Here is a 26,110-nt window from a genome sequence, read left to right on the forward strand (position 1 = left end):
TCCAGACTATGCAGTGGCGCGAAGCGTCTCCGTTGAGGGTGGCGGTGGGGGCATGGATGGACTATGGGTCGGCACCGACAGTTTTCGGCGGGCCCCCGGCTGCCCCATCGGAAGTAGGGTGTTCGTCCGTTTCCGACCTTCGTCGGTGTCCGCCCGGGTGACCCGGTGGTTACTTTCCGACCGGCCGCTTCGGTCCCCCTCCGAAAGGATCACCGCCGTGACCCCTCTCCGTCTCCTCGGTGCCGCTTCCGCGGCCGCCGTCGCGCTGACCCTCGCGGGCGGCGCGGTCGCCTCCGCGGGCGTCCAGCCGAACATCGTCGGCGGCACCACCGCCCCGACGGTCTCCTGGGGTGCCCAGGTGTACGTCAACACGCCCGGCCGTGACTACCAGGGCTTCAACTGCTCGGGCACGGTCATCGCTTCGCGCTGGGTGCTGACCGCGGTGCACTGCCTCGACGAGGACAACTCGGGGATGTACGTCCGGGTCGGCAGCAACACGCTGCTGTCGGGCACGAAGATCGCCGTCGACGGCAAGTACGAGTCCCCCAGCGGCGACATCGCGCTGCTGCACCTGGCGTCGGCGACCAGCGCCTCGCCGATCTCGCTGGGCAGCTCGGACCCGGCGACCGGCAGCACCAACCAGATCTACGGCTGGGGCCGCACCACCCCGACCGGCCCGCCGGCGACGTCGCTGAAGACGGCCAACGTCCAGGTGACGGGCCGTTCCACGGACGCCTACGGCGGCCGCGCGATCCAGAGCGTCGGCGTCAACGGCTCGGCGTGGAAGGGCGACTCGGGCGGGCCGCAGGTGGCCAACGGCGTGCAGGTCGGCGTCGCGTCGACGGTCCAGAACCAGAGCGGGTCGAACACGCGCGGGACGAACAACTACGCGAGCGTGGCCGCGAGCCGGACCTGGATCCGGACGACGTCGGGCATCTGAGTTCTCCTCGGCCGGGGCGGCGCTTCGGCGCCGCCCCGGTTTTGTCGGTGGCGTGTGGGATGCTCGCGGGCATGCGGATCGCCACCTGGAACGTGAACTCCATCGTCCCCCGCCTGCCCCGCGTGCTGGACTGGCTGGAGAAGACGGCACCGGACGTGCTGTGCCTGCAGGAGGTGAAGACCACGACGGAGAAGTTCCCGCTGGCCGAGGTCGAGGCGCTGGGGTACGAGGTGGCGGCGTACGGGCTCGGCCGCTGGAACGGCGTGGGGATCGTGTCGCGGGTGGGTCTGTCGGACGTGGTGCGCGGGCTGCCGGGCGAGCCGCAGTTCGACGGGGCTTCGGAAGCGCGAGCGGTGGGCGCCACCTGCGGCGGGGTGCGGGTGTGGTCGGTGTACGTGCCGAACGGGCGCGAGCCGGACAACCCGCACTACGGGTACAAGCTGGAGTGGCTGGAGTCGCTGCACTCGCTGGTTTCGTCGGAGCTGTCTTCTTCGGGCCCGTTCGCGGTGCTGGGCGACTTCAACGTGGCCCCGACGGACGCGGACGTCTGGGACATCGCGGCGTTCGCGGAGTCGACGCACGTGACCCCAGCGGAACGCGAAGCCCTGGCACGCCTGCGGAAGCTGGGGCTGTCGGACGTGTTCCCGCGGCCGTTGAAGTACGACCACCCGTTCACGTACTGGGACTACCGGGCGGGGAACTTCCCGAACAACAAGGGGATGCGCATCGACCTGGTGTACGGGAACGAGGCTTTCGCTTCCGCCGTCACGGATTCGTACGTGGACCGGGAGGCGCGGAAGGGCAAGGGGCCTTCGGACCACGCCCCGATCGTGGTCGACCTGGACCTCTGAGCGCCCGGCCGCTTGAGAAGCCGGGTGTCAGCCGCCGGTGGCAGCGCGGTGCAGCTTCCGCAGTGCCCGCACCGCCTCCACCGCCCGGTCCCGGTCCACGGCCTGCACCGCCATCACCGCGTGGTACTCGTCGTCCGGCAGCTCCAGCCGCGCCCACGACGCGCCGTCCGGGAAGCTCACCGACAGCACCTCGCTCCACGCGAACCGGCGGGTGATCAGCACGTTGCGGACCTCGATGCCCTCCGCGTCCGCGCGCACCCGGGCGATCGCGAACAGCATCACCCCGCACGCCAGCAGGATGCCGATGCCCACCATCGCCGCCTGGTCGGAACGCTGGAACCGCACGCCCGTGTCGCCGTTGCGCAGCAGGACCGCCACCACGACGAACGCCGCCAGCAGCGCCACCGCCAGCACGCTGCACATGATCATCGCGCGGCGCGGGCGGATCACCAGCGAAGTCGCCACGCTCACTGGAAACCCCGCTCGGTCCACGGCTGGCGCAGGCTCCGCAGCACGTGCGCGGAGTCCAGGGCCGCCACCGTCGCCTCGTAGCCCTTGTCCTCCTTCGACCCCGGACGGCCCGAGCGGTCGACGGCCTGCTCGTGCGTGTCGCACGTCAGGACGCCGTTGCCGACCGGGGTGCTCTCGTCGAGCGCCACCCTGGTCAGGCCCGCCGTCACCGCGTCGCACACGTACTCGAAGTGCGGGGTGCCGCCGCGGATGACCACGCCCAGCGCCACCACCGCGTCGTGGTTGCGGGCCAGCGCCTGCGCCACGACCGGGAGCTCGACCGCGCCGGCCACGTGGACGACCGTCGGGTCTTCCTCGAGTTCCGCCTCGCGGGCCGCGACCAGCGCCCGCTCCAGCAGGACGTCGGTGATGTCCGCGTTCCAGCGGGTGGCGACGATGCCGAGCTTCAGCGACTTGCAGTCGGAGAGGTCCAGCTTGACGTCGGGACGGCCTTCGCCGCTCACAGTGCTCCTCCGTCGGTGTGCTCGGTGCGCGCGCCGACCTGGTCGTAGTGCTCCAGCTGGGCCAGGTCGTGGCCCATCCGGTCGCGCTTGGTCCGCAGGTAGCGCAGGTTCTCCGGGTTCGGCGAGATCGGCAGCGGCACGCGCCCGGTGACGCGCAGGCCGTAGCCCTCGAGGCCGATCCGCTTGGCCGGGTTGTTCGACAGCAGCCGCATGGTGCGGACGCCGAGGTCGCAGAGGATCTGCGCGCCGGTGCCGTAGTCGCGGGCGTCGGCCGGGACGCCGAGCTGGAGGTTGGCGTCCACCGTGTCGGCGCCGTCGTCCTGCAGCTGGTAGGCCTGCAGCTTGTGCAGCAGGCCGATGCCGCGGCCCTCGTGGCCGCGGATGTAGAGCACGACGCCGCGGCCTTCGGTGGCCACCGCTTCCAGGGCCGCCTCCAGCTGCGGGCCGCAGTCGCAGCGCAGCGAGCCGAAGACGTCGCCGGTCAGGCACTCGGAGTGCACGCGCACCAGGATGTCCTGGCCGTCGCCGATCTCGCCGTAGACGAACGCGACGTGCTCGATGCCGTCGAGCAGCGAGTCGTAGCCGACCGCGCGGAACGTGCCCGCGGCCAGCGGGATGCGGGCCTCGGCGACCCGCTCGACCTGCTTCTCGGTGCGACGGCGGTAGGCGATCAGGTCGGCGATGGTGATGATCGCCAGGTCGTGGTCGGCGGCGAACACCTCGAGCTCGTCGCGGCGCGCCATGTCGCCTTCGTCCTTCTGCGACACGATCTCGCAGAGCACGCCGGCCGGGGCGAGCCCGGCCATCCGGGCCAGGTCGACCGACGCCTCGGTGTGCCCGGGGCGGCGCAGCACGCCGCCCTCCTTGGCCCGCAGCGGGACGACGTGCCCGGGTCGGCGGAAGTCCTTCGCCGACGACGTCGGGTCGGCGAGCAGCCGGATCGTGTGCGCGCGGTCGGCGGCGGAGATGCCGGTGCTGATGCCCTCGGCGGCGTCGACCGTGACGCTGTACGCGGTGCCACGCGCGTCCTGGTTCGTGTGGTACATCGGCGGCAGGTCGAGCCGGTCCGCTTCGGACTCGGTCAGCGCCACGCAGACGTAGCCCGAGGTGTAGCGGACCATGAAGGCCAGCAGCTCCGGCGTCGCCTTCTCGGCGGCGAAGATGAGGTCACCCTCGTTTTCGCGGTCCTCGTCGTCGACCACGACGACCGGGCGGCCCGCCGCGATGTCCGCGATCGCCCGCTCGATGGCGTCGGCGTCGAACACCGCTCCGCTGCCGCACGGGGTCCAGCCCGATTCGGGCTCTGCCGCGCTCGTCTCACTCATGACCGCACCTCCGTGCCGCTGTCGCGATTGTGCACCTGGTCGCGGATGTGGGCCTCGGCCAGCTTCTCCACGTACTTCGCCACCACGTCGACCTCGAGGTTGACCAGGTCGCCGGCCTCCCGGCGGCCGAGGGTCGTCACCTCCAGGGTGGTGGGGATCAGCGCGACCGAGAACCGGTCGCCGCCGATCGCCGCGACCGTCAGCGAAACGCCGTCGACCGCGATGGAGCCCTTCTCGACCACGTACCGGGACAGGTGCGCCGGCAGCGCGAACGTCGTGACGCCGTTCTCGTCGCGGCCGAGGAACACGCCGGTCCCGTCGACGTGGCCCTGCATGATGTGCCCGCCGAGCCGGCCGCCGGCCGGGGTGGCGCGCTCGAGGTTGACCCGGTCGCCGACCGCCACCTTGGCGAGACTCGACCGCTGCAGCGTCTCGTCCACGACGTCGACGGTGAACTCGCCGCCGGTCACCTCGACGACGGTCAAGCAGACCCCGCTGACCGCGATCGAGTCGCCGTGCCCGGCGTCGCTGGTGACCAGCGGGCCGCGGACCCGCAGCCGGGCCGCGTTCGTCAGCTGCTCGACCGCGGTGACTTCGCCGATCTCCTCGACTATGCCGGTGAACACGTGCGCTGCCTCCTTGTGAGCCGGTCCTTCCATCCAACACCCGCCGCGGCCCGGTGGCTTCTCCGGTGCCGCCGCGGGGTCAGCCGGCCCGGCCGCGGGCCGCCTGTTCGCGCAGCGCGGCGACCGCCTTGCCCGGGTCGCCGGCGCCGTAGACGGCGGACCCGGCGACGAAGCAGTCGACGCCCGCCTCGGCGGCCTGCTCGATGGTGTCGGTGTTGATGCCGCCGTCGATCTCGACGATCAGCTTCAGGTGCCCGGTGTCGACCAGCCGCCGCGCGGTGCGGACCTTGGTCAGGACGTCGGCGATGAACGACTGCCCGCCGAAGCCCGGCTCGACCGACATGACCAGCAGCGTGTCGTAGTGCTTGAGCGCGTCGAGCCACGGCTCGAGCGCGGTGCCCGGCTTGATCGAGAGACCGGCCTTCGCGCCCGCGGCACGCAGGTTCTTCGCCAGCGCGACCGGGTCCTTGGCGGCCTCGGCGTGCACGGTGACGTTGTAGGCGCCGGCCTCGGCGTACCCGATCGCCCAGCGGTCGGGGTCGTCGATCATCAGGTGACAGTCGATCGGCAGGTCGGTGCTGTCGATCAGGGCCTTGGCCACGGGCAGGCCGAGGGTCAGGTTGGGCACGAAGTGCGCGTCCATGACGTCGACGTGGACCCAGTCGGCGCGGGTCTCCCCGCCGCCGGCCACGGCGGCGATCTCCTCGCCGAGCCGGGCGAAGTCCGCCGCGAGGATGCTGGGGGCGATCAAAGGTCGGTCTGCCACGTCCCGAGTGTAGGAGGACGGCGCTAACGCTCGCTAACCGGTTGTGACCAGGATCTGGCTCCGGAGCGGGAGGCGGAGGCGACCCGGCCGGCCATAGGCTCGCCGCCATGTCCGGATTCTTCCAGTCCCTGGCGCGGATCGGCAGCTACCGCAGCCTCCCCTTCGCCGTCGCGGGTGCCGTCCTGACGGTGCCGGCCTCCCCCTTCGCGCTCGCCGCGGCCGTGTCCGTCGAGGCCGACTCCCGGGTCCGGGCGTTGCTCGCCCTGATCGCCGTGGCGGTGCTGATGGGGCTGCTGGGCCTGCTGGGACCGGTGCGGCGGGCCGGCATCGGCCTGGCGAACGCCCTGCTCGGCACGGCCATCCCGGCCCCGGCCGGCCGCCCCGACGCCGGTTCGCGGCTGCGTTCGGGCCTGTGGCTCGCCCTGCACACGGCGCTGAGCGGCGTCCTGCTCACCGTGCTCGCCTTCCTGAGCCTGGGCCTGCTCGTGCCCGCGGTCTGGCTGGCCGGCGGCCAGGACACCATCAGCCTGTTCTGGGACGACGTCCCGCTCGGCGGCTGGACGGTCCCGTTCGGCATCGTCCTGCTCTTCGCCGCGCTGGTCCTCACCGCGGGCGCCACCCACGGCTTCCGGACGGGCGCGGAAACGCTGCTCGGCCCGTCCGACGCCGAACGCACGGCACAGGCCGAACGCCGGTCGGCCGTGCTCGCCCAGCGCAACCGGCTGGCCCGGGAGCTGCACGACTCGATCGGGCACACGCTGACGACGTCGACGATCCAGGCGGCGGCCGCGGCCGATCTCGTCGAGACGGACCCGGCACAGGCCCGGCGCGCACTCGGCACGATCGAAGAAGCGTCTCGAAGCGCCCTCGATGACCTCGACCACGTCCTGGGGCTGCTGCGCGAGGAGCCGGCCGCGAAAGCGCCGACGCGCACGCTCGCCGAGGTGGACGTGCTCGCCGTGCGGGCCCGCGAAGCCGGGCTCGACGTGCGCCTGGCCGTCACCGGGCCGGTCGCCGCGCTGCCCGCCACGGTGTCGCGCGAGGGATACCGGATCGTCCAGGAGGGCCTGACCAACGCGTTGCGCCACGCCGGTCCGGGCGCGGTCGACGTCCGGGTCGAGGCCGGGCCGGACCGCCTCGGCATCGCGGTCGTCAACGCCCTGCCCGGCGACGGGCCGCGGACCGGGCGGCGCGGGCTGACCGGGCTCGCCGAGCGCGTCGAAGCCCTGCGCGGCGAGCTCGACGCCGGGCCGGACGGGCAGCAGTGGCGGCTGCGCGCGACGATCCCGCTGCGGGCGGGCGCGTGACGCCGACGGTGCTGCTCGCCGACGACGAGCCGCTGGTCCGCACCGGGCTCCGGGCGCTGCTGGAGCAGCAGGGCCTGCCGGTGGTCGGCGAGGCGGCCGACGGCGGCGAGGTCCTCGAAGCGGTGCGGCGGACCCGGCCGGACGTCGTGCTGATGGACGTCCGGATGCCCGGGACCGACGGCATCGAGGCCACCCGCCAGGTGCTCGCGGCGCTGGCGGAGCCGCCGAAGATCCTCGTCGTCACGACGTTCGACAACGACGACTACGTGCACGACGCGCTGCTGGCCGGGGCCAGCGGGTTCCTGCTGAAGCGGGCGCGCAAGGAGGAGATCGCGCACGCGGTGCGGACGGTGGCCACCGGGGAGTCCCTGCTGTTCCCGGAGGCGATCCGCCGGCTGGTGAGCCGGCGGGTTCCCGGCGGCGGTGAGCACGCACGGGCGGCGAAGACGCTCACCCGCCGGGAAGCCGAGGTGCTGCGGCTCATCGCGACCGGACTGTCCAACCAGGACATAGCCGCGGCGCTGGTGATCAGCCTGGAGACGGTGAAGACCCACGTGGGCAACATCTTCGCCAAGCTCGGTGCCGGCAACCGCAGCCAGGCGGTGGTCATCGCCTACGAAGCCGGGGTCGTGCGGCCCGGCCACGTCGGCGGCCGTTGACCCGAACGGGGGTGAGGTTTACCGCAGGAAGACTCTGTGGTTTGCCTCATCCCGCCGGCGTCCCGGAATCCCTAGCGTGAACGGAGACCGACACGAGGGGGTTCGTTTTCATGCGGAAGTCATTGCGGGTCGTCACCGCCGGCACGCTCGTCGCGTTGCTCGTCGCCACCACGGCGGCACCGGCGCTCGCCGCCACGAGCCCGGTCCAGGACCGGCTCGACGTGCTGACCGCCCAGGACGGCGTGCCCGGCGCCGAGGCGGTGATCCAGGACGGCCGCCGGACGCGGGTCGTGCGCAGCGGCACCGGCGATCTCACCACCGGAAAACCGTTCCCCCGCAACGGCTCGTTCCGCGCGGGCAGCGTCACGAAGACGTTCGTCGCCACCGTCGTCCTGCAGCTCGCCGGCGAAGGGCGGGTGCGGCTGGACGCGCCGGTTTCGCGGTACTTGCCGGGACTTCTGCCGGACGAGCGGATCACCGTGCGCCACCTGCTGCAACACACGAGCGGGCTCTACAACTACACGCTGGACTTCGCCGGGCTCGACCCGGAAACCCTGCGCCACCGCGGCGCCGAACCCGCCGAGCTGGTGGCGATGGCGCTGAAGCACCCGCCGTTGTTCGCGCCCGGCGCGCAGTGGTCGTACTCCAACACCAACTACATCGTGGCCGGGATGATCGTCGAACGCGTCACCGGGCACGACCTGAGCGGCGAGATCGCCCGGCGGATCGCCCGCCCGCTGGGCCTGCGCGGCACCTACCTCCCCCGCCGCGGCGACGAGCGGCTGCCGGCGCCGCACGCGGTCGGCTACACCCCGATCGGCGGGCAGCTGGTGGACTTCAGCGACTTCGACGCCACCATCGCCTGGGCCGGCGGCGGGCTGGTCTCGACACCGGCCGAGCTGAACCGGTTCTACGGCGCCCTGCTGGGCGGGCGGCTGCTGCGCCCGGCCGAGCTGACGGAGATGCGGCGCACCGTCCCGGCCGACCTGGGCGGCATCCCGGGCGCGGGCTACGGCCTCGGGCTCGGCAGCATCCCGCTGTCCTGCGGCGGGGTGGTGTGGGGGCACGGCGGGTCGATCCCCGGCTTCACGACGATGTCCGGCGCCGCGGCGAACGACCACCGGGTGACGCTCGTGGCGAACCAGGACCCGCTGCCGAAGGCCACCTTCCAGCACTTCGCGGCCGCTTTCGACACCGCGTTCTGCTCAGGGAAGTAGGTCCAGCACCTCGGTCCACGGCCGCCGGACGTCCAGCCGGTGCAGGGTCACCCCGGCGCCCGCCAGGGTGTCGAGGTGCCCCTGCCACGCCGGGTGGTGCACCCGGGTGTCCTGGATCTGGTACGCCACCACCACCGTGATCCCGGGCGCGCCGAGCACGTCGCCGAGCACGGTCAGGGCCTGGTTGTCCGCGATGCCGAGTGCCAGCTTCGCCACCGAGTTGGCCGAGGCCGGCGCGAAGAGGAACACGCCGGGGTCGGGGTGCGGGCGCGGCTCGCCCGGCAGCCGCGACACGCTGCGGACCGGCAGGTCGGTGTGCGCGGCCAGCTCGTCGAGGCCGCCGGTCGACTCCAGCCAGCGCATCGCCGTCGGCGTCAGCGTGATCGCCGGGCGCCAGCCGCGGGCCGCGGCGGGTTTCACCAGCTCGGCGGCGAACCGGACGTCCAGTCCACCGCACGAGCCGGCGACCAGCCCGAGGTTCCTCACGGTTCGCCCGTCACGGTTTGCGCAGCACGGCGCAGAACATCGCGTCCGTGCCGTGGCGGTGCGGCCACAGCTGGACGTACGGCCCGTCACCGAGCTCCGGGACGCCGGGGAAGTACTCGCGCGCGTCGAGCACCTCGGCCTTCAGCCGCCGCGCCGTCTCCGCGAAGACGCCTTCGGTTTCGGCCAGGTGCGGCGAGCAGACGACGTAGGTCAGCGCGCCGCCGGGCCGCAGCAGCTCGTAGGCCGCGGTGATCAGCTCGCCCTGCAGCTTCGTCAGGTCCGCGACGTCGGACGGCTGCCGCCGCCAGCGCGCCTCCGGCCGCCGCCGCAGCGCGCCGAGGCCGCTGCACGGCGCGTCGACGAGGATCCGGTCGTACCCCGGCTCCAGGCCGCTCTCGCGCCCGTCGGCGACGCGCACCTTCACCGGCAGCCCGCTCGTGGCCTTCTCGACGAGCTTCGCGCGGTGGGGCGCCTTCTCCACGGCGTCGACGGTCGCCCCGCTCAACGCCGCCAGCGCGCCGAGCAGCGCGGCCTTGCCGCCGGGGCCGGCGCACAGGTCGAGCCAGCGCTCGTCCGAGCCGTCGAGCGGCACCTTCGTCGCGGCGACCGCGCACAGCTGGCTGCCCTCGTCCTGGACCGCGGCCAGCCGCTCGCGGACCGGCTCGGCGTCCGCCGGGTCGCCGGCGCCGGCGGGCAGGCGCACGCCGTACGGGGAGTACGGCGCCGGGTCGCCGCCGGTGATCGCGGCGAGCTCGTCGGCGCTGATCTCACCGGGCCGCGCGACGAGGTGGACCTCGGGGCGCGCGTCGTCGGCTTCCAGCGCGGCCTTGAGACCGGCGCCCTTGTCACCCAGCGCTTCGGCGAACGAGCGGGCGATCCAGCGCGGGTGCGCGGTGCGCAGCGCGTAGGCGCCGATCGGGTCGGCCGCCTCGTCCGGCGCCAGCTCGTCGAGCCACGCCGCTTCGTCCTTTTCGGACACCTTGCGCATGATCGCGTTCGCGAAACCCGTGGCCCACGAACCGGCTTCGGCGCGCACGAGGTCCACAGTGGACGTCACGGCGGCGTGCTCGGGGATGCGCGTGCGCAGCAGCTGGTAGACGCCGAGGCGCAGCGCGTCGAGCACCGCCGGGTCGGTCTGCTTGAGCGGCCGCTCGGCGCAGGCCTCGATGACGGCGTCGAGCAGGCCCTGCGCCCGCGACGCGCCGTACGCGAGCTCGGTGGCCAGCGCGGCGTCCCGGCCGGTGATCCGCCGTTCGCGCAGCAGGTCCGGCAGGACGAGGTTGGCGTACGCGTCCTTCGTCCGGACGGCCGCGAGGACGTCGAACGCGGCCTGCCGGGCGGGGTCCACCTCCGGCGGGCGGCGCGGCCCTTCCTTGCGCGGTGCCGGGCGGCCCCGCTGCGGCCGTGACGGACGTCGTTCCCTGTGGTCGTTCACCGGAGGCGCTCTCCCTGGTCGATCCTTGTTCCGCGCGCCCAGTCGGTGGCCGCCATCCGTTTCTTGCCGGGTGCCTGGACTTCGCCGAGCCGCAGCGGCTTCGTCGCCGTCCCGACCAGCACCCGTTTGCGTTCGACCACGATCTCGCCCGGCGGCGGGCCGGGTTCGTCGAGCACCGTGACCGGGCCGAGCTTGAGGCGTTCCCCGCGGAACTCCGCCCACGCGCCCGGGTCGGGGCTGACCGACCGGATCTGCCGGTCGACCGCCGACGCCGGGTCGGCGAAGGACACCCGCGCGTCGTCGACGGTCACCTTCGGCGCGTAGCTGACGCCTTCGGCGGGCTGTTCGCGCGCGACGAGGCTGCCGTCGGCCAGACCGTCCATGGTGGACAGCAGCAGCTTGGCCCCGGACTCCGCGAGCCGTCCGAGCAGCGCGCCGGCGGTGTCGGTGGCCCCGATCGCCTCGGTGACGACGCCGTAGACGGGGCCGGCGTCGAGTTCCTTGACGATCCGGAAGGTCGAGGCGCCGGTGATCTCGTCGCCGGCGCGGATCGCGGCCTGCACGGGCGCGGCGCCCCGCCACGCGGGCAGCAGCGAGAAGTGCAGGTTCACCCAGCCCAGCCGCGGGATGTCGAGGGCGGCCTGCGGCAGCAGGGCCCCGTAGGCGACGACCGGGCAGGCATCGGGCGCGAGCTCGGCAAGCCGCGCGAGGAAGGCCGGATCACCGGCGCGGGCCGGCGTCAGGACCTCGATGCCGTGTTCGTCGGCAAGGGCACCGACGGGCGACCGGACAACGCGCCGGCCGCGCCCGGCCTGCGCATCGGGCCGCGTGACGACGGCAACGACCTCGTGCCGCCCGGAATCGAGCAGGGCGCGCAGGGCGGGAACCGCCGGGTCGGGAGTGCCGGCGAAGACGAGCTTCATCGACCCACCCCCGGCGGAAGCAGGGTTTCAGGTGGCTGGAACATCGAGCCCGAGTCTAGAAGGCGGCCGCCGGCCGGGCGCGCCAGTGCCCCGATGTGCCGATCGGCCGCTCGGCCGGGCTGCTCTGCCGGGGTTTTCCCGCCGGCCCGAACGCCGGATTGTTCAACGGCCGTCAGACCGCGTCAAGGCGGGAAAGCGTGCCTTGACCCGGCCTGCCGGCCGCTGATGCGGCTGCGTATCGGGTCGGCAGGGGGGGGTGTGGCCGAGCGTGGGCTTTGTTCGGGCCGGTTGTGCCTGCGTGGGGCCTCGCGGAACTCCCGGCCGGCGCCCCGGTGTCGCGAATGACTCATTGGGGACGTCTGAGGTCTCGGATGAGTCATTCGCGACGTGCGCGGGCGACGTCTCCCACCTACCAGTTCGCCGGCCACACCACCTGCGCCGCGCCGCTCCCTCGCCGCACCGGTTCCGCCGCCGCCAGCCAGCGGCCGTCGCGTAGGCGCTCCACTCCGGTTGCCGCGCCGATCTCCGCCGGGGTTGTCGAGAAGCCCTGGCCGCGGGCCTTCAGGTCCGCCACCAGCTTCCCCTGGTCCTGGTCGAGGAATGCCTGCTCCACCTGGGCCGCCGCCGAGTTGCGCTGGGATGCCCGGGGTGCCGCGATCGCCTCGTCCAGGGACAAGCCGCGGTCGAGGCGGCCGAGGATCACCTGGAGCACCGTCGTGATGATCGACGCTCCGCCCGGCGACCCCGTCGCGAAGAACGGGCGGCCGTGGTCGAGGACGATCGTCGGGGCCATCGACGAACGCGGGCGCTTGCCCGGGCCCGGCAGGTTCGGGTCCGGCACGCCCGGCGTCACCGGCGTGAACGAGAAGTCCGTCAGCTCGTTGTTCAGCAGGAACCCGCGGCCCGGCACCACGATGCCGCTGCCACCTTCCTGCTCGATCGTCAACGTGTACGCGACGACGTTGCCCCACTTGTCCGCGACCGTCAGGTGCGTCGTGTTCTCCCCTTCGTACGGTGTCGGCGCCGCGGTCGCGCCCGCGGTGCACGAGGCCGGATGCCGCGGGTCGGCCGGGGCCACCGGGCTGGTCGCCGCCTTGTCCTTCGAGATCAGGCAGGCCCGCGAGTCGGCGAACCGCTGGCTCAGCAGCTCGCGCGCCGGGACGTCGACGAACGCCGGGTCGCCGATCCAGCGGTTGCGGTCGGCGAAGGCGAAGCGGGTCGACTCCAGGAAGTACTGCAGGTAGTCAGCCTTGCTCGCGCCCTTGAGGTCGAAGTTCTCGAGGATGTTGAGCGCTTCGCCGACCGTCAGCCCGCCCGACGACGGCGCCGGCATGCCGTAGACGTCGAGCCCCTGGTACGTCGTGTGCGTCGGACGGCGCTCGATCACGTCGTAGGCGGCCAGGTCGCCGGCGGTCAGCTTGCCGGGCCGGACGTTCAGCGTCGAAGCCGGGTCGACCGGCGGTTTCTGCACCGTCTTGACGATGTCCGCGCCGATCGGGCCGTGGTACAGCACGTCGACGCCGTTGCGCTCGAGCTGCGCGTACGTCGCGGCCAGATCCGGGTTCTTGAAGACGGTCCCGGGCGCGGGCGGCGCGCCGCCCGGCAGGTACAGCGACCGCGTCGACGGGAACGCCGAGAAGCGCGCGGCGTTGTTCGCGATCTGCGTCTGGAACGTCTGGTCGACGACGAAGCCGTCACGCGCGAGCTTCTCCGCGGGCTTCAGCGTCTTCGCCAGCGACCGGGTGCCCCACTTGCGCAGCGCCTCGGCCCAGGTCGCGGGCGTGCCGGGCACGCCGACGCTCAGGCCACTGGTGACGGCGTCGGCGAACGGGAGGGGCTTGCCGTTCTCGACGAAGAGGTTCTCGTCGGCGGTCTTCGGCGCGGTCTCGCGGCCGTCGAGGGTGTGCACGCGGCGGGTCTTGGCGTCGTAGTAGACGAAGAACCCGCCGCCGCCGATGCCGGCGGAGAACGGGTCGGTGACGCCGAGCGCGGCGGCGACCGCGACGGCCGCGTCGACGGCGTTCCCGCCCTCGCGCAGCACCCGGGTGCCGATCGCGGTGGCATCGGCGTCGATGCTGGCCACGGCACCCCCGAAGCCGACGGCGACCGGCGACTTCGGTGTGGGCGTGGCGGCGGTGGCGGGCGCCGCGACACCGGCGGTGAGCACGGCGGCAACGGCCAGGACGAGCGTGGTGCGGCTCCTGTGCGCGGGCATGCGGGCGAGTCTGCCCCTTGGTCAAGACGGCTTCAAGACGCCAACCGACTTTTGCCCGGATAGCGGACCGAACCACGCGGGTGGGCGGGCCGGCTTCGGAGCGAGCGGGCCGGGGTTGCGGCCAGAGCGCCGGCTACCCGGCCCCACCAGTCCGGACCGCCCCGGCCTCACCCGTCACCGCCCGCCTTGCGCAGCCGGATGGCCAGGCCGCCCACCACCCGACGCTCGCCCGTCACCCGCCCGCCTTGCGCAGCCGGATGGCCAGGCCGCCCACCACCCGACGCTCGCCCGTCACCCGCCCGCCTTGCGCAGCCGGATGGCCAGGCCGCCGACCACCCGGCGCTCGCCCGTCACCTCCCGGTGCACCAGGTCGACCGTCCCCGCCCGGCCCTCCAGGCCACGGGCGCGCACCGCCAGCGCCAAGCTGAGCGGCCCGCCACTCGCGGGAACGTGGACCGTCGCCCGGCGGCCCGGTGGGAACGCGACCACGTGCCGCCCGGCCTCGCCCGCCGCAGGCTCCGCGCCCGGGATCTTCAGGGCCGGCCGATGGACGAGAACCGCCTCGAGTGCTTCCGCGCCCTCCGGCCGGCGCAGTTCCAGCAGCGCTCCTCCCGCGGGGACCACGTCCCGGAAGAGCGTGAACGGCAGGCGCCACCACCGGTCCGGCGCCAGGTCCACCACGGTGAGGTTCTTCTGCGCGAGGCCGCCGTGGTCCGCCGTGTGGGCCCCGGCCGGTGGGTGGCCGCCGCGGGAATGCACCGATGCCAGCCAGCACGGGTGGCTGCCCGGCGGCGGTACCAGGTGACGCGGCCACCGGGCCCGCACCACGGTGTCGGCGCCCGGGGCGAGGTCGAAGCCGGCGACCGCCGCGACGCACGGCAGCCAGTCGGCCGGGTAGCCGAACTCCGTGCCCGCGAAGCCCTTGATCGCGAACGTGACGACGAAGTGCCGGCACTCGCCCGGGCCGCGGTTGCGCACCCGGGCGTGGAACCAGTTGTCCTGGCCGAATTCGGGCTCCTGATGGGTGGTTCCGCCGTCGTCCGCGTGGCGGATCCACAGATCGGGCGAATCCCAGAACCGCCCGTCGCCCGGGTCGTCGCGCAGCCACAGCTCGGGCGGCTGCGCCGGGTCCTCGTGGCCGTAGACGAACCGGTGGAACGCGTCCACCAGCTCCGGGCGGCCGCTGACCGCCACCAGGTGGGCTTCGAGCGCCGCGGTCGTCGTGGGGCGGTGCCGGCTGCCGCGGTAGAAGCCGGCCATCGCCGCCCGCAGTGGTGCGCTCCCCATGATCGACGCCACGCCGCGGAACACCCGCTCCCCGAGGGTGTAGGCGGTGCCGGGCGTTCGCCGGCCCCACGGGTTCCGGTCGCACAGCGTCACCGGCGGATCGGTGAAGTCGAACGGCTCGGTGCCGGCCGACCCGTTGTCGTGGTACACCGTCCAGGCTTCGTCGAGCCAGCCGTCGGCCTGGCTCGCCGGCCGCATCGCGCGGCCCCACCAGCTGTGGTGCGCTTCGTGCCGCAGCGGGCCCGGCGCGGACGTCGTCCCGCCGTCGTACTCCATCCCGCCCTGGTCGAGGTAGACGACGAACCGGTTGCCGTGGGCGTACGGGCCGATCGCCGTCTCGTTCGCGACGAGCCAGGCCGACACCTTCGCGAGCTCGGCGGCGAGATCCGCCGCTCCACCGGCCGGCTGCCAGCCGTCGACGGCGACCGGGCCGGTCGTGGGCAGCACCGCGGTCGTCGTCGCGTGCGTGAGACCCGCCGCCGTCCGCAGCTCCACCAGCGGCGACAACGCCGTCGACGTGGCCGGGAAGTCGAGCCGCCACGCGTTGCCGCCGAGCGCGGTGACCGTCGCGTTGCTGACCACCTGGTGCGCCACGGCCGTCCCGGTGACCCGCAGGGTGAGCCGGAGGGAGAACTGGTCGAACGCCAGGTTCGCCGGGACCCACGCCTCCAGGTACCGGGCGGGGTGCAGGTCGGTGAAGCCGAAGCTGAGCCGGACCGAAGGGCCCGCCGCGTAGGTGAGCCGGGGCGGGTAGCTGCCGCCGGCCGGGGACTGCGGCAGCCCGACCGCGTAGTCGACCTCGAGGGTGTGCGTGGTGTTCGCGGGCACGGTCGCCGCGAGCACCCGCATCTCCGTGCCGGGGCCGCCGCCGAGATCCCGGTGCGGCGCGGCGGTCACGGCCAGCGCCGCGCCGTCGAGACGCAGCCCGGTGACCGGCTGCCGGAGGTCGAACACCGGGCTGCCCGCCACCGGCCCGCTCACGAACCGCACGGACGCGGTCCCGGTCGCCGTCGCGGCGCCGGCGTCCAGCGTGATCGTCGCGTCGACGTGCTGGATGTCGATCGGCACCGCCGGCCCGCCCGGGAGCGCGACCGGTGCCGGCGCCAGGTCGAAGTTGGTCGCCATCACTACCTCCGGGGCCGGTGCCCGCGAGGCGGGCACCGGCGAGTTCGGTCACTGCGCATCGGGCAGGATTCCGGAATATCCGCGCAGGGCCTTGACGCCCGGCGCCGCGCCGTCGCCGGCACCGTCGCCGGCGGCCATGATGCCGCGCAACCGGTCGACGGCGTCACCCAGGTGGTAGGCGCCGCCGCCGAGCGCCACCCACTTGCCGACCTCCGGGTGCAGCAGGGCCGCCGCCGCGGCGTTCTCGGTGTCCGAGGCCGGGTAGTTCACGAACACCGGCGTCTCGCCGCGCACGGTCATCGGTGTGCCGGCGACCGTCCAGTCGACCCGGACCTCGACGGTGTAGCGCCCCGGCCGTTCGAACGCGAACCCGTTGCCGGACCAGAACACCCGGGCCTCGGCGGTCAGCGTCCCGCCGGCCTCGAGCGGCGCGATCCGGCTGCGCTCGCAGTCGATGACGAACGGCGTCATCTCGCGACGGCGGCCCGCGGCGTCGATCACCGTGATCTTGGCGTACGTCGACTCCGCGGTCACCTCGCTCGGCACGGCCGCGTCCGCGCCGCCGGTGTTGGCCAGCGTCCACCGCAGCTGCACCGGCTCGCCCAGCTCGACCCGGTCGTCAGTGGCGCTCACCCGCAGGGTCAGCAGCTCCGGCCCGACCTCGAGCCGGTCGGCCGACGGCACCGGGGTCATCGCCCAGGACGCGAACGTGTGCCCGCCGGGGCGCACCACCGGGTCCGGGAAGTGCGCGAGGTGGTGCCGGACGTTGGCGTTCACCTTCAGCTTGATGTCGTCCGGGAAGACGCCGGGGTCGCCGGGGGCGGCGAGCACGTCGGCCACGCTCGGCGTGGTCGTCATGATCGAGTTGTCCGCGCCGCCCTCCTGCTCCTGGTGGATCTGGTTGAAGCCGTGCACGACCTCGTGCGACGCGCTGCGGAGGAACGCCCGGGGCACCGTGCGCTGCGTCTGGTTCGCCGCGGCGCCGAAGTTGACCGAATCGGCGACCGGGTAGCCGTCGTCGGAGTAGCTGACCACGCCCTCGCGGGGCACGGTGATCGAGTCGTACATCTTGCCGCGGGAGCAGGGCATCTTCCCGGGGACGACCATCACGTGCATCCGCCAGTCGGCGTCGAGGTCGGTACCGGCCTTGCGGACCGACTGCATCAGCGCGTGCAGGTCGGCGTCGCTCCAGCAGGCCTTGTGGTTGGCCACCGTCGCGGGCTTCGGGATGTCCTTCTGGTCGTAGACGACCGTGGCCGCCCAGCCCGCCGAGGCCATCATCGTCTTGAAGCTCTCGGTACCGGCCGCGCCGAGCGCGGGCACCGGCTGCGGCGACACCGCGTCGACCAGCGTGTCGATCTCGATGGTGCACCGCCGCAACGATGCCGAGACCCAGCCCAGGGTGGCCGAGCCCGTGACGACGCCGTTCTCCACCCATTCGCCTTCGTAGTAGTTGCCGGGCCACAGGAACGACGGCGCCGGCTTCTTCGCGAACCGCAGTGTCGCGGTGCGGCTGCCCGGAGCGGCCGGGAAGGACCCGTTGAACGTGCCCGCGGCCGGCTGCGTGTAGTCGTACTGCTCGACGGCGACGGACGCGCGGCAGGTGCCGAGGGAGACCAGGCGGACCGAGGTGGCCTTGAGGTAGGAGTGGTACCGGTTCCTCGGGTACACCGGGATGCCGTGGCGCCGGAAGAAGCCCGGCGGCTTGATCGGCTCGAGGAGGGCGCGGCTGACCGCCTGGCCGCGCCCGTCGTCGTCCGTGCCGAGCGGGAACCAGTACAGGTCGCCGCTGACGACGAGCGCGCCGCCGCCCCGGTCCACGCGCAGCGTGCCCCGGTAGGTTCCGGTGCCCAGCAAGGGTTTCACGGCGATCCGGTAGCAGCCGTCGGGCAGGCTCACGACGCAGGGCTTCGGGAGGCCGGGCCCCTGGTCGGACTGACCCGGCAAGCCGGTCTCTCCGGGCTGATCCGGGCTTTCGGCAATGGATTCGGCGAGCGGGACCGAATATCGCGTGGCAGACACCTTTCCGACCTCCTGGAAACGCAGGACGCGGCACGAGGAATCCGTGCCGCTTCCTTCCAAGAGGGCGCTAATCCGCTCGCTGATACACGATCGGACGGCCGGTTTCGCCGGTGATCACCAAGGTGTCCGGTGCAATTTCCAGCGAATACGACGCCAGTGCGTCGTTGGCCAACGACAACGTGAGCCGGTCACCGTCCACCGTGTACGATCCGGCGTCCCACACGATGAACCCCTGATCGGGTGCTTTCCGGGCGGCATAACGGTGTCCGCTGAATTCGATCTCGGCGGGGAACATCCGGGGATCGTGCCCGAAGGACACGGATTCGGCGCCGGGCGGCGGATCGGGATCGGTCACCCGGCGCCAACGACCCTCGAGGGCGCTCATGCCCCCCAGCATAACCGTGCCGCGGCGCTTTCCGGGAAAACCGGAACCAGCCGCCGGCGGTCACCGCCACTCTCCCTCGGTCTCGGTTTCCAGCAGCTGCCGCAGGTGGGCCAGGCACCGGCCGCGCACCGGCCCGATGCTTCCCTGCGGCATGCCGAGGGCCTGGCTCACCTCCCGGTAGCAGGGGCGATCGGCGGAGGCGACGATCCGCAGCAGCTGCCGGCACCGCGGGCTCAGCCGCCCGACGGCCGCCCACAGCCGGTCGCGGCGGTCGTCGTCGAACACGGCGGTGTCCGCGCGCTCGGCCGGGGTGAGGCGCTGCTCGAAGAAGTCGCCCGGCTCGCTCAGCTCGCTGAGCTGCCTGCGGCGCTCCTTCCAGGCCTCCCGCCGGGTGACCGTCACCAGCCACGCCGTCAGCGCCGCCGGGTTGTGGATGCCGGCGAGCGACCGGAGGAAACGCAGCCACGTGGTCTGCACGACGTCGGCGCTCAGCTCGCGGTCGAGCCCCTGCGCCCTGGCCACGTGCCAGAGCATCGGGGTCAGGGTCACGATCAGCTCGTCCAGCGCGGCCCGGTCACCGGCCCGCGCGGACTCGACCAGCTCCGCCATCCGCTGGTGCCGGCTCAGTTGCGGCCCGTCATTTTTCACCCGGAACACCTCCCCGGCTCACCCGGCACTGCGCGAACCGCGGTTCCCGATTCCTTCCGAGCCGCGCCCGGCGCAATCTTCCTCGCCGGGAAACGAATCCGCCAGGGTCATTCGGGCAGAAATCACGACGCTGGCATCACCCGGTCGTGTGAACCGGCCGATTCTCGGAACTCCCCCACCGGTTGCCCCGGCAATGGGTGAGACGGCCACCCGGATCGGATCGGTTACGGAATTACTTTCACATTCTTGCCGCCGGAATCCCGCCGTACACTGGGCGGATGAGCAGCCAGGAGCAGCGCGCGCTCGATTCCCTCTACGCGATCGACAATGTGCTGACGATCGATATCGCGATGCCGCAGGCCGACTGGGACGCGGTGCGCACCGAGCAGCCGGCCGGCGGGGTGTGCAACTTCGACTGGACCGGCGGCAGCCGGTACACCTGGCGGAAGGCGACGTCGGTCGAGCTGTCCGGGACGAAGTTCCCCGCGCGGGCGAAGTTCGCCGACGTGGGGATCAAGAAGAAGTCCTTCTGCGGTTCGATCAGCAGCGGCAAACCCTGCCTGCACATCGACTTCGGGAAGTTCCTCGACGCGAACAAGGCGCCGATCCGGGAACTGATCGGGTCGCGGTACCTGACGCTCAACAACTCCGTCCAGGACCTCTCCTGTGTCCGGCAGCTGCTCGGCTACAAACTGTTCGAGCTCGCCGGTCTCCCCCATTCGCGCGGCAATTACGCCCGGGTGCTGGTGAACGGCACGCCGATTGGCCAGGGCGTCGCCGACGTGCACAGCCCCGGCGTCTTCGTGAACGTCGAGCCGATCATGCCCCGTTACCTCGAGCGCAACTTCGGCCACGTCGACGGCAACCTCTACGAACTGGAGCACCGGGACGACTTCGTGGCCGCGCGGGTCCCCTTCATCGGGGTCGAGTCCCTTTCGCGGTTCGAAGACAAGGCCGACCTGCGGTTCGCCGTCGACCACATCGCCGCGCACGGGGCGGCCGGGGCGAGTGAGGTCTTCGACCTCGGCCAGTTCGCCGGGATCTACGCGATGGAGTTCTTCCTCAAGCACTGGGACGGCTATTCCCGCAACACCAACAACACCTACGTCTACAACGACGTGGCCGCCGTCGCCCGGCCCGGCGTCGGCGACATCGACTTCAAGCTGATCCCGTGGGGCCTCGACCAGACCCTGCAGCCCGCCCGGCACTTCCGGCTCGGCACCGCCGGGCTGCTGGCCGAGCTCGTGCGCGGCGACGCGGGACAGCGGGCGCGGGTGCTCGACCGGGTCCGCCAGTACCGCGAAACCGTGTTCGGCCACCGGACCCAGCAGGACGTGCTGAAGCCGATGCTCGACGCGATGGGCACGCTGCTGGCCGGGCTCGGCGTGCCCGACGTGCCGGCGCAGCTCACCGCCGTGCGCAAGCAGCTGCGGCTCGCCACCTCGGCCGGCTACCTGTGCGGCGGCCTGCCCGGGGCCGCCGGCGCGTACGTCCGCGAAGACGTCACGGGCGAATGCCTGCACGAAAGCCGCAGCGAAGCCATCCCGGCCACGGCGGCCGAGCCGGGCGGCGCCGAGGTCGTCCACCGGCGCCGCCCGGCGCACGTCGACGACACGGACCTGTGGTGTTTCGCCCCGCTCGGCGGCGGGCAGTCGGTCGGCGGCAAGGCGTCCGGCCGGCTCCTCCACGCGACCACGACGAAGTCGGGCCAGGGCCACGAACTGCTGTGCACGCGCGCGGCGGACACACCCGGCCCCGCGGAAGAGTTTTCGGTGACGCCGATCGACCCGGTGGGCGACGCGTTCGCCTTCAGCGGCTACTTCACGCTGACGAGCACCCGGACCGGCCTGGGAGCCGCTTTCGGCACGGATCCCACGGCGGCCGGAAAACCCCGGGTCCACCAGGATCCCAGCCCGTCGAAGCTGTATTTCTCCTGATCGGGATCAGGTCGGTCCGTGGCCGATCAGCTGCGGCGGTTTCCGGACCGGGCCGCGCAGGTACGCCCGGATCTTCGCGATGTCGGCCAGGTCCTTGGGGCGCAGGAGTTCGCGCTTGTAGCGCAGCACGTCGGCCGGACGCGCCCACCGGAGACCCCCGATGACTTCGGCGCCGTCGATCAGCTCGCCGGCGTTCCAATGAGGCGTGATCCACCCGGCGGAGAACTGAATCCGGCCACGGCCGAACTGCCACACGGGATCTCCGCTGTACGCGCCGACCGCCGGCGTACCGGCCCGTTTCGCCCAGGCGAGGACGTCGCCGCGGGCCACCACGTCCAGGTCCCGGATGGTCGTCCGCAGCCCGTGCGCCAGCAGCGGCGCGCTGCCGAAGACCACGAACTGGTCGGGATCGAGATCCATCGCCACGAGCTCGCGGATCAACCTGTTGCGGAAGAGCCGGTTCGGGTCAGGGACGGTCGTCACGGCTGTTCCTTGTCGTCGGTTTGCGCAGCGCGCCACGCCCCAGCAGACCGCACAGGGCCGTGATGATCGCGGGCCGTTCGGCCGGTTTGCTGTTCCGCAACGCGGCTTTGAACATCAGCAGCCGGACGAGCTGGCGCACGATGGTCCCGAGCACCACCACGGCGAGCACCCAGACGCTCGAAGAGTGTTCCAGCACGGAAAGCACGGCCGGTCACCACGACGAGGTGGGGTGGCCGCCGGCGATCCGGCGAAGGGCCTCCGGGTCGGTGACGCGGAGCAGGAGGCGTCCGGTGTCGACCAGGCCGCTCTCCTTGAAGACGCGGACGATCTTCTTCGTCGCTTCCAGCGAGGAGCCGCTGAGGGAGGCCAGGTCCTTCTGGCTCAGCCGGACGGTCGGCACGCCGTCGACGACCTCGCAGATGTCGTTGCGGACCAGTTCGGTGAGCGCCTTGGCGATCCGCCGTTCCATCGCGAGGTCGGAGTCCGAGATCTTCCGCGTGGCCTGGGCGAGCCGCTTGCGGACCGCCGCGTGCAGAGCCCGCTCGGCCCGGCGGTGCTGGTCGAGGAACTTCAGCAGTTCGGCCGCGGGAACGTGGAGCACCTCGACGTCGCCCCAGGCGATCACCGTGGCCGACCGCGGCTCGTCGTCGATCACGCCGAGCTCCCCGACCGTCTCCCCGGGCCCGCGGAACGCGATGATGCGGGCCGGCTGGCCGGAGGTGACCTTCACGTGCCCCTTCCGGATCAGCAGCAGGAAGTCGCTGGCCTCGCCTTCCCGCATGAAGACGTGGCCGTCGCCGCGCCGGAGGACACTGCCCACCCCTTCAAGGGTGTGGATCTCCTCCTCGTCGAGAAGCCATCTGCTCTCGTCAACGGGTACTCCGGCCATGGATTGAGTGTACGAATACACCTTGATCGGGGCAAGAGGGCCCTAGATGAGGTCCAGCGGGTCGAGCTGGATGCGGATCGGTTCGGTGGCCTTCCGGGCATCGCGGCGGGCCGCCGCCGCGTGGATCGACGTCGCCAGAACCTTCCCCTCCGCCCGCGACACGCGGACCAGCGCCCGCTCGCGGTCCGCGTTGCCCTCTTCGTCGACCTCGCCGATCGGGACCGGCCCCAGGACCTCGCCCGACGACGGCAGCGGCAGGTCGTCCAGCAGGGCGGCCACGGCGTCGGGACTGCCTTCGACGCTCGCCATCCGCATGGCCGGCGGGAAGCCCAGCTCGCGCCGCTCCGCCAGCTCCTGGCCCGCGTGCCAGGCCGGGTCCCAGCGGACCAGGGCCTGGACCACCGCCAGGCCCGCCTCCGCGCCGACGATCACCCGGCCGCCCGAAGCGGCCGGGCGGACCAGGGCCGCCGCCGCCATCCAGCGGCGCAAGGCCTCTTCGCCCGCCCGCAGGTCCTGGCGGCCGAGCAGGGCCCAGCCGTCGAGCAGCAGCGCCGCGCCGTAGCCGCCCTCGGCCACCGGCTCCGCGCCCGGGGTGCACACCACCAGCGCCGGTTTGCCCGGGACCGAGGCCAGGACCTCCGCGGCCCCGGACGTGCGGACCGGGACGCCCGGGAACGCGCGCCCGAGCTCCTCCGCCGTCCGCTTCGCGCCGACGATCACCGCGCGCAGCCGGACCGAGCCGCACGCCGTGCAGCGGAACGCCGTCTCCGGGACGCCGCACCAGCGGCACGCCGGGGGCTTCGGCTGCCCGTCGAGCGAGCCGCCGGGCAGGGCCAGCGGCCCGGCGCAGCGGCGGCAGTGCGCCGGTGTCCGGCAGTTCCCGCAGGCCAGGCCGGGTACGTACCCGCGCCGCGGGACCTGGACCAGTGCCGGCAGGTCCGCCGCGAAGGCCTGGCGCGCGGCCTCGAACGCCACGGCCGGCAGGCGGGCGACCCGGGCGGCTTCGTCGCGGGCGACGTCGAAGTCCTCGCCCACCGGCGTGACGCGCGGGGCGGCCGAACGCAGCGTCGCGCGGTCCGCCAGCACCGGGGCGGCCCAGCCGGACTCGACGAGCAGCTGGGCCTCGGCCGTCCGGGCGAACCCGCCGACCAGCAGTGACGCCTTCGCGGCGTGCGCGCGGTCCATCAGGACGTCCCGGACGTGCGGGTACGGCGCGTGCGGGTCGAGGTGCAGGTCGTCGCCGTCGTCCCAGACCACGAACAGGCCGGGGTCGTGGACGGGCGCGAACATCGCCGCCCGGGTGCCGACGACCACGCGCACCGCGCCGCGCAGCACGGCCAGCCAGCGCCGGTACCGTTCGGCGGGCCCGAGCCCGGCGATCAGCGCCACGACGGCGTCCTCGCCCACGACCGCCGCGCAGGCCTCGTGCACGCGGGTCAGGTCGCGGTGGTCGGGCACGACCAGCACCGCGCCGCGCCCGTCGGCGGCCACGGCACCGGCGGCCTCGGCGAGCCGGCGCGGCCAGTCCTCGCCCGGCAGGGCCTGCCAGACGGCGTTCGCGGGCTTGGCCTCGGCGAGGGCCTCCAGGAAGGCCGGGCCGCGCTGGTAGCGCGCCCAGGCCGTGGTGTCGGGCGCCGCCGGCGCGGCCGCGGGCGGCCGGGGCGGCTCGCCTTCGGCCTTGGCGTGCCGCGGCGGGATCGCGAGCCGCAGGACGTCGGACAGCGTGCCGCCGTAGCGGTCGGCGACCGCCCGGCAGACGGCATGCAGGGACGGCGGCAGCACGGGCTCGGCCGACGTCACGCGGTCGAGGAAGGCCAGCTTGCTGCCGTAGTCGCTGGTCTCGCCGCGTTCGACGAGATAGCCGTCGACGAGCTGCCCGGCGAACCGGACGCGGACCCGGCAGCCCGGCACGGCGGTCTCGTGCAGTTTTTCGGGCACGAGGTAGTCGAAGGTGCGGTCCAGGTGGGCCAGCGGGATGTCGACGACGACCCGCGCGACCGGCCGCTCGGGCGCGGGCGACGGGGCGCCCTTCGCCTTCTCGCCCGGCTTCGGTGTTTTCCGGGCGCGCGAGGGCGCCGCCTTGGCTGCAGGCGGCTTCTCCGGGAGATCCCAGAGGGCAGCGGGCTCGGAACTGCTCACGTCCTGATCTCTACCAGACCCCACCGACACCGTGACCGGAGAGGCATCACGCGTGACTGGAGGGGCATCACGCCTGATGCCCCGCTGATCACGCGTGATGCCCGCCTGATCACGCGTGATGCCCGCCTGATCACGGGAGATTCCCCGGACACGAGGAAGGCCACCCCGGCGGAAACCGCGGGGTGGCCTTCACCGGATCGTGCGTCAGGCGCCGGCGGCGGCCTTCAGGGCCTCGGCGCGGGCCGTGCTCTCCCACGGGAGGCCCAGCTCGGGACGGCCGAAGTGGCCGTACGCCGCCGTCGGGGCGTAGATCGGGCGCAGCAGGTCGAGGTCGCGGATGATCGCGGCCGGGCGGAGGTCGAAGACCTCGGTGATGGCCTGCTGGATCTTCGACGGGTCGACCGTCTCGGTGCCGAACGTCTCGACGAACAGACCCACCGGGGCCGCCTTGCCGATCGCGTACGCCACCTGGACCTCGGTCCGCTGGGCCAGGCCCGCGGCGACGACGTTCTTGGCCACCCAGCGCATCGCGTACGCGGCCGACCGGTCGACCTTGGACGGGTCCTTGCCCGAGAACGCGCCGCCGCCGTGGCGGGCCATGCCGCCGTAGGTGTCGACGATGATCTTGCGGCCGGTCAGGCCGGCGTCGCCCATCGGGCCGCCGATGACGAACCGGCCGGTCGGGTTGACCAGCAGGCGCGCGCCGGAGGTGTCGATGCCCAGGCCCTCGAGCTCGGGGCCGACGACGTGCTCCTTGACGTCGACGCTGAGCATCCGGTCCAGGTCGATGCCGTCGGCGTGCTGCGAGGACACGACGACCGTGTCGAGGCGGACCGGCTGGTCGCCGGCGTACTCGATGGTCACCTGGGTCTTGCCGTCCGGGCGCAGGTACGGCAGCACGCCGTCCTTGCGGACCGCGGTCAGCCGCTTCGACAGCCGGTGGGCCAGCGCGATCGGCAGCGGCATCAGCTCGGGGGTGTCCGAGCAGGCGTAGCCGAACATCAGGCCCTGGTCGCCGGCGCCCTGGCGGTTGATCTCGTCTTCGTCCGACTCGACGCGCGACTCGTACGCGGTGTCGACGCCCTGGGCGATGTCCGGCGACTGCGAGCCGATCGCGACGTTGACGCCACAGGAGTTGCCGTCGAAGCCCTTGGCGGAGGAGTCGTAGCCGATCTTGAGGATGACGTCGCGGACGATCGTCGGGATGTCGGCGTAGGCCTCGGTGGTCACCTCGCCGGCCACGTGCACCTGGCCGGTGGTGATCAGGGTCTCGACGGCGACGCGGCTGCGCGGGTCCTTCGACAGCAGGCCGTCGAGGATCGAATCGCTGATGGCGTCGCAAATCTTGTCGGGGTGCCCTTCGGTCACCGACTCCGAGGTGAATAATCTGCTGCTGGACGCGGTCACGGTGGCCGTCACTTCCTCACCTAGTCGTCGGATGCCCGGTGGGTTAGGCACCCCTTACCTGTGC

At 73.0% G+C, this 26,110-nt stretch carries 24 protein-coding genes; 6 read left to right on the forward strand and 18 right to left on the reverse strand.

The window, feature by feature from the left end:
• Positions 1–217 precede the first annotated feature (217 nt).
• Together I4Q55_RS16295 and I4Q55_RS16300 are read left to right on the forward strand one after the other, a co-directional pair.
• Positions 218–940: a trypsin-like serine protease gene (locus I4Q55_RS16295; protein WP_206788688.1), complete on the forward strand. Its 723-nt coding sequence runs from the start codon at positions 218–220 to the stop codon at positions 938–940.
• Between the two features lie 71 nt (positions 941–1,011).
• Entirely contained in the window at positions 1,012–1,791 is a 780-nt protein-coding gene (locus I4Q55_RS16300) for an exodeoxyribonuclease III (protein ID WP_206788690.1), read from the forward strand.
• A gap of 27 nt (positions 1,792–1,818) precedes the next feature.
• On the opposite strand, the gene I4Q55_RS16305 is transcribed toward I4Q55_RS16300, so the two are convergent.
• From I4Q55_RS16305 to rpe, 5 genes are all read right to left on the reverse strand, one after another.
• Positions 1,819–2,262 carry a PH domain-containing protein gene (locus tag I4Q55_RS16305; RefSeq protein WP_206788692.1) on the reverse strand — a complete coding sequence of 148 codons (444 nt, stop codon included), beginning with the start codon at positions 2,260–2,262 and terminating at the stop codon, positions 1,819–1,821.
• On the reverse strand, positions 2,259–2,765 hold the full coding sequence (gene ribH / locus I4Q55_RS16310) for a 6,7-dimethyl-8-ribityllumazine synthase (protein ID WP_206788693.1): 507 nt from the start codon (positions 2,763–2,765) through the stop codon (positions 2,259–2,261). Before ribH ends, I4Q55_RS16305 begins: the two co-directional genes overlap by 4 nt.
• Positions 2,762–4,090: a bifunctional 3,4-dihydroxy-2-butanone-4-phosphate synthase/GTP cyclohydrolase II gene (locus I4Q55_RS16315; RefSeq protein ID WP_242546088.1), complete on the reverse strand. Its 1,329-nt coding sequence runs from the start codon at positions 4,088–4,090 to the stop codon at positions 2,762–2,764. Before I4Q55_RS16315 ends, ribH begins: the two co-directional genes overlap by 4 nt.
• The gene (locus tag I4Q55_RS16320; RefSeq protein WP_206788694.1) at positions 4,087–4,716 is read right to left on the reverse strand and encodes a riboflavin synthase; all 630 of its coding nucleotides are present in this window, start codon (positions 4,714–4,716) and stop codon (positions 4,087–4,089) included. The genes I4Q55_RS16315 and I4Q55_RS16320 overlap by 4 nt, the downstream gene beginning before the upstream one ends.
• 79 nt (positions 4,717–4,795) lie before the next feature.
• Complete coding sequence (gene rpe / locus I4Q55_RS16325; RefSeq protein WP_206788878.1) at positions 4,796–5,467, reverse strand: ribulose-phosphate 3-epimerase; 672 nt, start codon at positions 5,465–5,467, stop codon at positions 4,796–4,798.
• A 122-nt stretch (positions 5,468–5,589) separates the two neighbouring features.
• On the opposite strand from rpe, the gene I4Q55_RS16330 reads away from it, so the two are divergent.
• The 3 genes from I4Q55_RS16330 (at position 5,590) to I4Q55_RS16340 (ending at position 8,665) form a co-directional block, all read left to right on the forward strand.
• A complete protein-coding gene (locus I4Q55_RS16330; RefSeq protein ID WP_206788695.1) occupies positions 5,590–6,789 on the forward strand; it encodes a sensor histidine kinase in 1,200 nt (399 codons plus the stop codon).
• Positions 6,786–7,448, forward strand: a complete 663-nt coding sequence (locus I4Q55_RS16335; RefSeq protein WP_206788696.1) for a response regulator transcription factor — start codon at positions 6,786–6,788, stop codon at positions 7,446–7,448. The genes I4Q55_RS16330 and I4Q55_RS16335 overlap by 4 nt, the downstream gene beginning before the upstream one ends.
• A 110-nt stretch (positions 7,449–7,558) precedes the next feature.
• Positions 7,559–8,665 carry a serine hydrolase gene (locus I4Q55_RS16340; RefSeq protein WP_206788697.1) on the forward strand — a complete coding sequence of 369 codons (1,107 nt, stop codon included), beginning with the start codon at positions 7,559–7,561 and terminating at the stop codon, positions 8,663–8,665.
• On the opposite strand, the gene I4Q55_RS16345 is transcribed toward I4Q55_RS16340, so the two are convergent.
• From I4Q55_RS16345 to I4Q55_RS16380, 8 genes are all read right to left on the reverse strand, one after another.
• Positions 8,654–9,151, reverse strand: coding sequence for a flavoprotein (locus I4Q55_RS16345; RefSeq protein ID WP_206788698.1), 498 nt, complete (start codon positions 9,149–9,151; stop codon positions 8,654–8,656). The two genes, I4Q55_RS16340 and I4Q55_RS16345, sit on opposite strands and share 12 nt — an antisense overlap.
• A gap of 10 nt (positions 9,152–9,161) precedes the next feature.
• Entirely contained in the window at positions 9,162–10,586 is a 1,425-nt protein-coding gene (locus I4Q55_RS16350; RefSeq protein ID WP_206788699.1) for an RsmB/NOP family class I SAM-dependent RNA methyltransferase, read from the reverse strand.
• Entirely contained in the window at positions 10,583–11,509 is a 927-nt protein-coding gene (gene fmt / locus I4Q55_RS16355) for a methionyl-tRNA formyltransferase (RefSeq protein ID WP_206788700.1), read from the reverse strand. Before fmt ends, I4Q55_RS16350 begins: the two co-directional genes overlap by 4 nt.
• A gap of 409 nt (positions 11,510–11,918) precedes the next feature.
• Positions 11,919–13,724 carry a gamma-glutamyltransferase gene (ggt, locus tag I4Q55_RS16360; RefSeq protein ID WP_206788702.1) on the reverse strand — a complete coding sequence of 602 codons (1,806 nt, stop codon included), beginning with the start codon at positions 13,722–13,724 and terminating at the stop codon, positions 11,919–11,921.
• A 291-nt stretch (positions 13,725–14,015) separates the two neighbouring features.
• The gene (locus I4Q55_RS16365) at positions 14,016–16,136 is read right to left on the reverse strand and encodes a hypothetical protein (protein ID WP_206788703.1); all 2,121 of its coding nucleotides are present in this window, start codon (positions 16,134–16,136) and stop codon (positions 14,016–14,018) included.
• Positions 16,137–16,184: 48 nt separating this feature from the next.
• Positions 16,185–18,158 carry a hypothetical protein gene (locus tag I4Q55_RS16370; RefSeq protein ID WP_206788706.1) on the reverse strand — a complete coding sequence of 658 codons (1,974 nt, stop codon included), beginning with the start codon at positions 18,156–18,158 and terminating at the stop codon, positions 16,185–16,187.
• 67 nt (positions 18,159–18,225) lie between these two features.
• Entirely contained in the window at positions 18,226–18,543 is a 318-nt protein-coding gene (locus tag I4Q55_RS16375; protein WP_206788707.1) for a hypothetical protein, read from the reverse strand.
• 60 nt (positions 18,544–18,603) lie between these two features.
• A complete protein-coding gene (locus tag I4Q55_RS16380; RefSeq protein ID WP_307793220.1) occupies positions 18,604–19,191 on the reverse strand; it encodes a sigma-70 family RNA polymerase sigma factor in 588 nt (195 codons plus the stop codon).
• A 278-nt stretch (positions 19,192–19,469) separates the two neighbouring features.
• On the opposite strand from I4Q55_RS16380, the gene I4Q55_RS16385 reads away from it, so the two are divergent.
• Positions 19,470–21,128: a CotH kinase family protein gene (locus I4Q55_RS16385; protein WP_206788708.1), complete on the forward strand. Its 1,659-nt coding sequence runs from the start codon at positions 19,470–19,472 to the stop codon at positions 21,126–21,128.
• Positions 21,129–21,134: 6 nt separating this feature from the next.
• Here I4Q55_RS16385 and I4Q55_RS16390 read toward each other — a convergent pair whose 3' ends face one another.
• From I4Q55_RS16390 to metK, 5 genes are all read right to left on the reverse strand, one after another.
• Entirely contained in the window at positions 21,135–21,611 is a 477-nt protein-coding gene (locus I4Q55_RS16390; RefSeq protein WP_206788710.1) for a hypothetical protein, read from the reverse strand.
• Positions 21,595–21,816, reverse strand: coding sequence for a hypothetical protein (locus I4Q55_RS16395; RefSeq protein ID WP_206788712.1), 222 nt, complete (start codon positions 21,814–21,816; stop codon positions 21,595–21,597). Before I4Q55_RS16395 ends, I4Q55_RS16390 begins: the two co-directional genes overlap by 17 nt.
• Positions 21,817–21,822: 6 nt before the next feature.
• On the reverse strand, positions 21,823–22,500 hold the full coding sequence (locus I4Q55_RS16400; protein ID WP_206788714.1) for a Crp/Fnr family transcriptional regulator: 678 nt from the start codon (positions 22,498–22,500) through the stop codon (positions 21,823–21,825).
• A 42-nt stretch (positions 22,501–22,542) separates the two neighbouring features.
• Complete coding sequence (locus tag I4Q55_RS16405; protein WP_206788716.1) at positions 22,543–24,639, reverse strand: primosomal protein N'; 2,097 nt, start codon at positions 24,637–24,639, stop codon at positions 22,543–22,545.
• Positions 24,640–24,843: 204 nt separating this feature from the next.
• A complete protein-coding gene (gene metK / locus I4Q55_RS16410; protein ID WP_206788881.1) occupies positions 24,844–26,046 on the reverse strand; it encodes a methionine adenosyltransferase in 1,203 nt (400 codons plus the stop codon).
• Between the last annotated feature and the right edge of the window lie 64 nt (positions 26,047–26,110).

The organism is Amycolatopsis sp. MtRt-6, from assembly GCF_017308975.1.
Lineage (GTDB): Bacteria > Actinomycetota > Actinomycetes > Mycobacteriales > Pseudonocardiaceae > Amycolatopsis.

Coding starts and splice junctions, on each gene's coding strand:
- I4Q55_RS16365 (WP_206788703.1), bottom strand. CDS start 16,136: ATGGCGACCAACTTCGACCTGGCGCCGGCACCGGTCGCGCTCCCGGGC.
- I4Q55_RS16375 (WP_206788707.1), bottom strand. CDS start 18,543: ATGAGCGCCCTCGAGGGTCGTTGGCGCCGGGTGACCGATCCCGATCCG.
- I4Q55_RS16385 (WP_206788708.1), top strand. CDS start 19,470: ATGAGCAGCCAGGAGCAGCGCGCGCTCGATTCCCTCTACGCGATCGAC.
- ggt (WP_206788702.1), bottom strand. CDS start 13,724: ATGCCCGCGCACAGGAGCCGCACCACGCTCGTCCTGGCCGTTGCCGCC.
- I4Q55_RS16315 (WP_242546088.1), bottom strand. CDS start 4,090: ATGAGTGAGACGAGCGCGGCAGAGCCCGAATCGGGCTGGACCCCGTGC.
- I4Q55_RS16300 (WP_206788690.1), top strand. CDS start 1,012: ATGCGGATCGCCACCTGGAACGTGAACTCCATCGTCCCCCGCCTGCCC.
- I4Q55_RS16340 (WP_206788697.1), top strand. CDS start 7,559: ATGCGGAAGTCATTGCGGGTCGTCACCGCCGGCACGCTCGTCGCGTTG.
- I4Q55_RS16400 (WP_206788714.1), bottom strand. CDS start 22,500: ATGGCCGGAGTACCCGTTGACGAGAGCAGATGGCTTCTCGACGAGGAG.
- fmt (WP_206788700.1), bottom strand. CDS start 11,509: ATGAAGCTCGTCTTCGCCGGCACTCCCGACCCGGCGGTTCCCGCCCTG.
- I4Q55_RS16330 (WP_206788695.1), top strand. CDS start 5,590: ATGTCCGGATTCTTCCAGTCCCTGGCGCGGATCGGCAGCTACCGCAGC.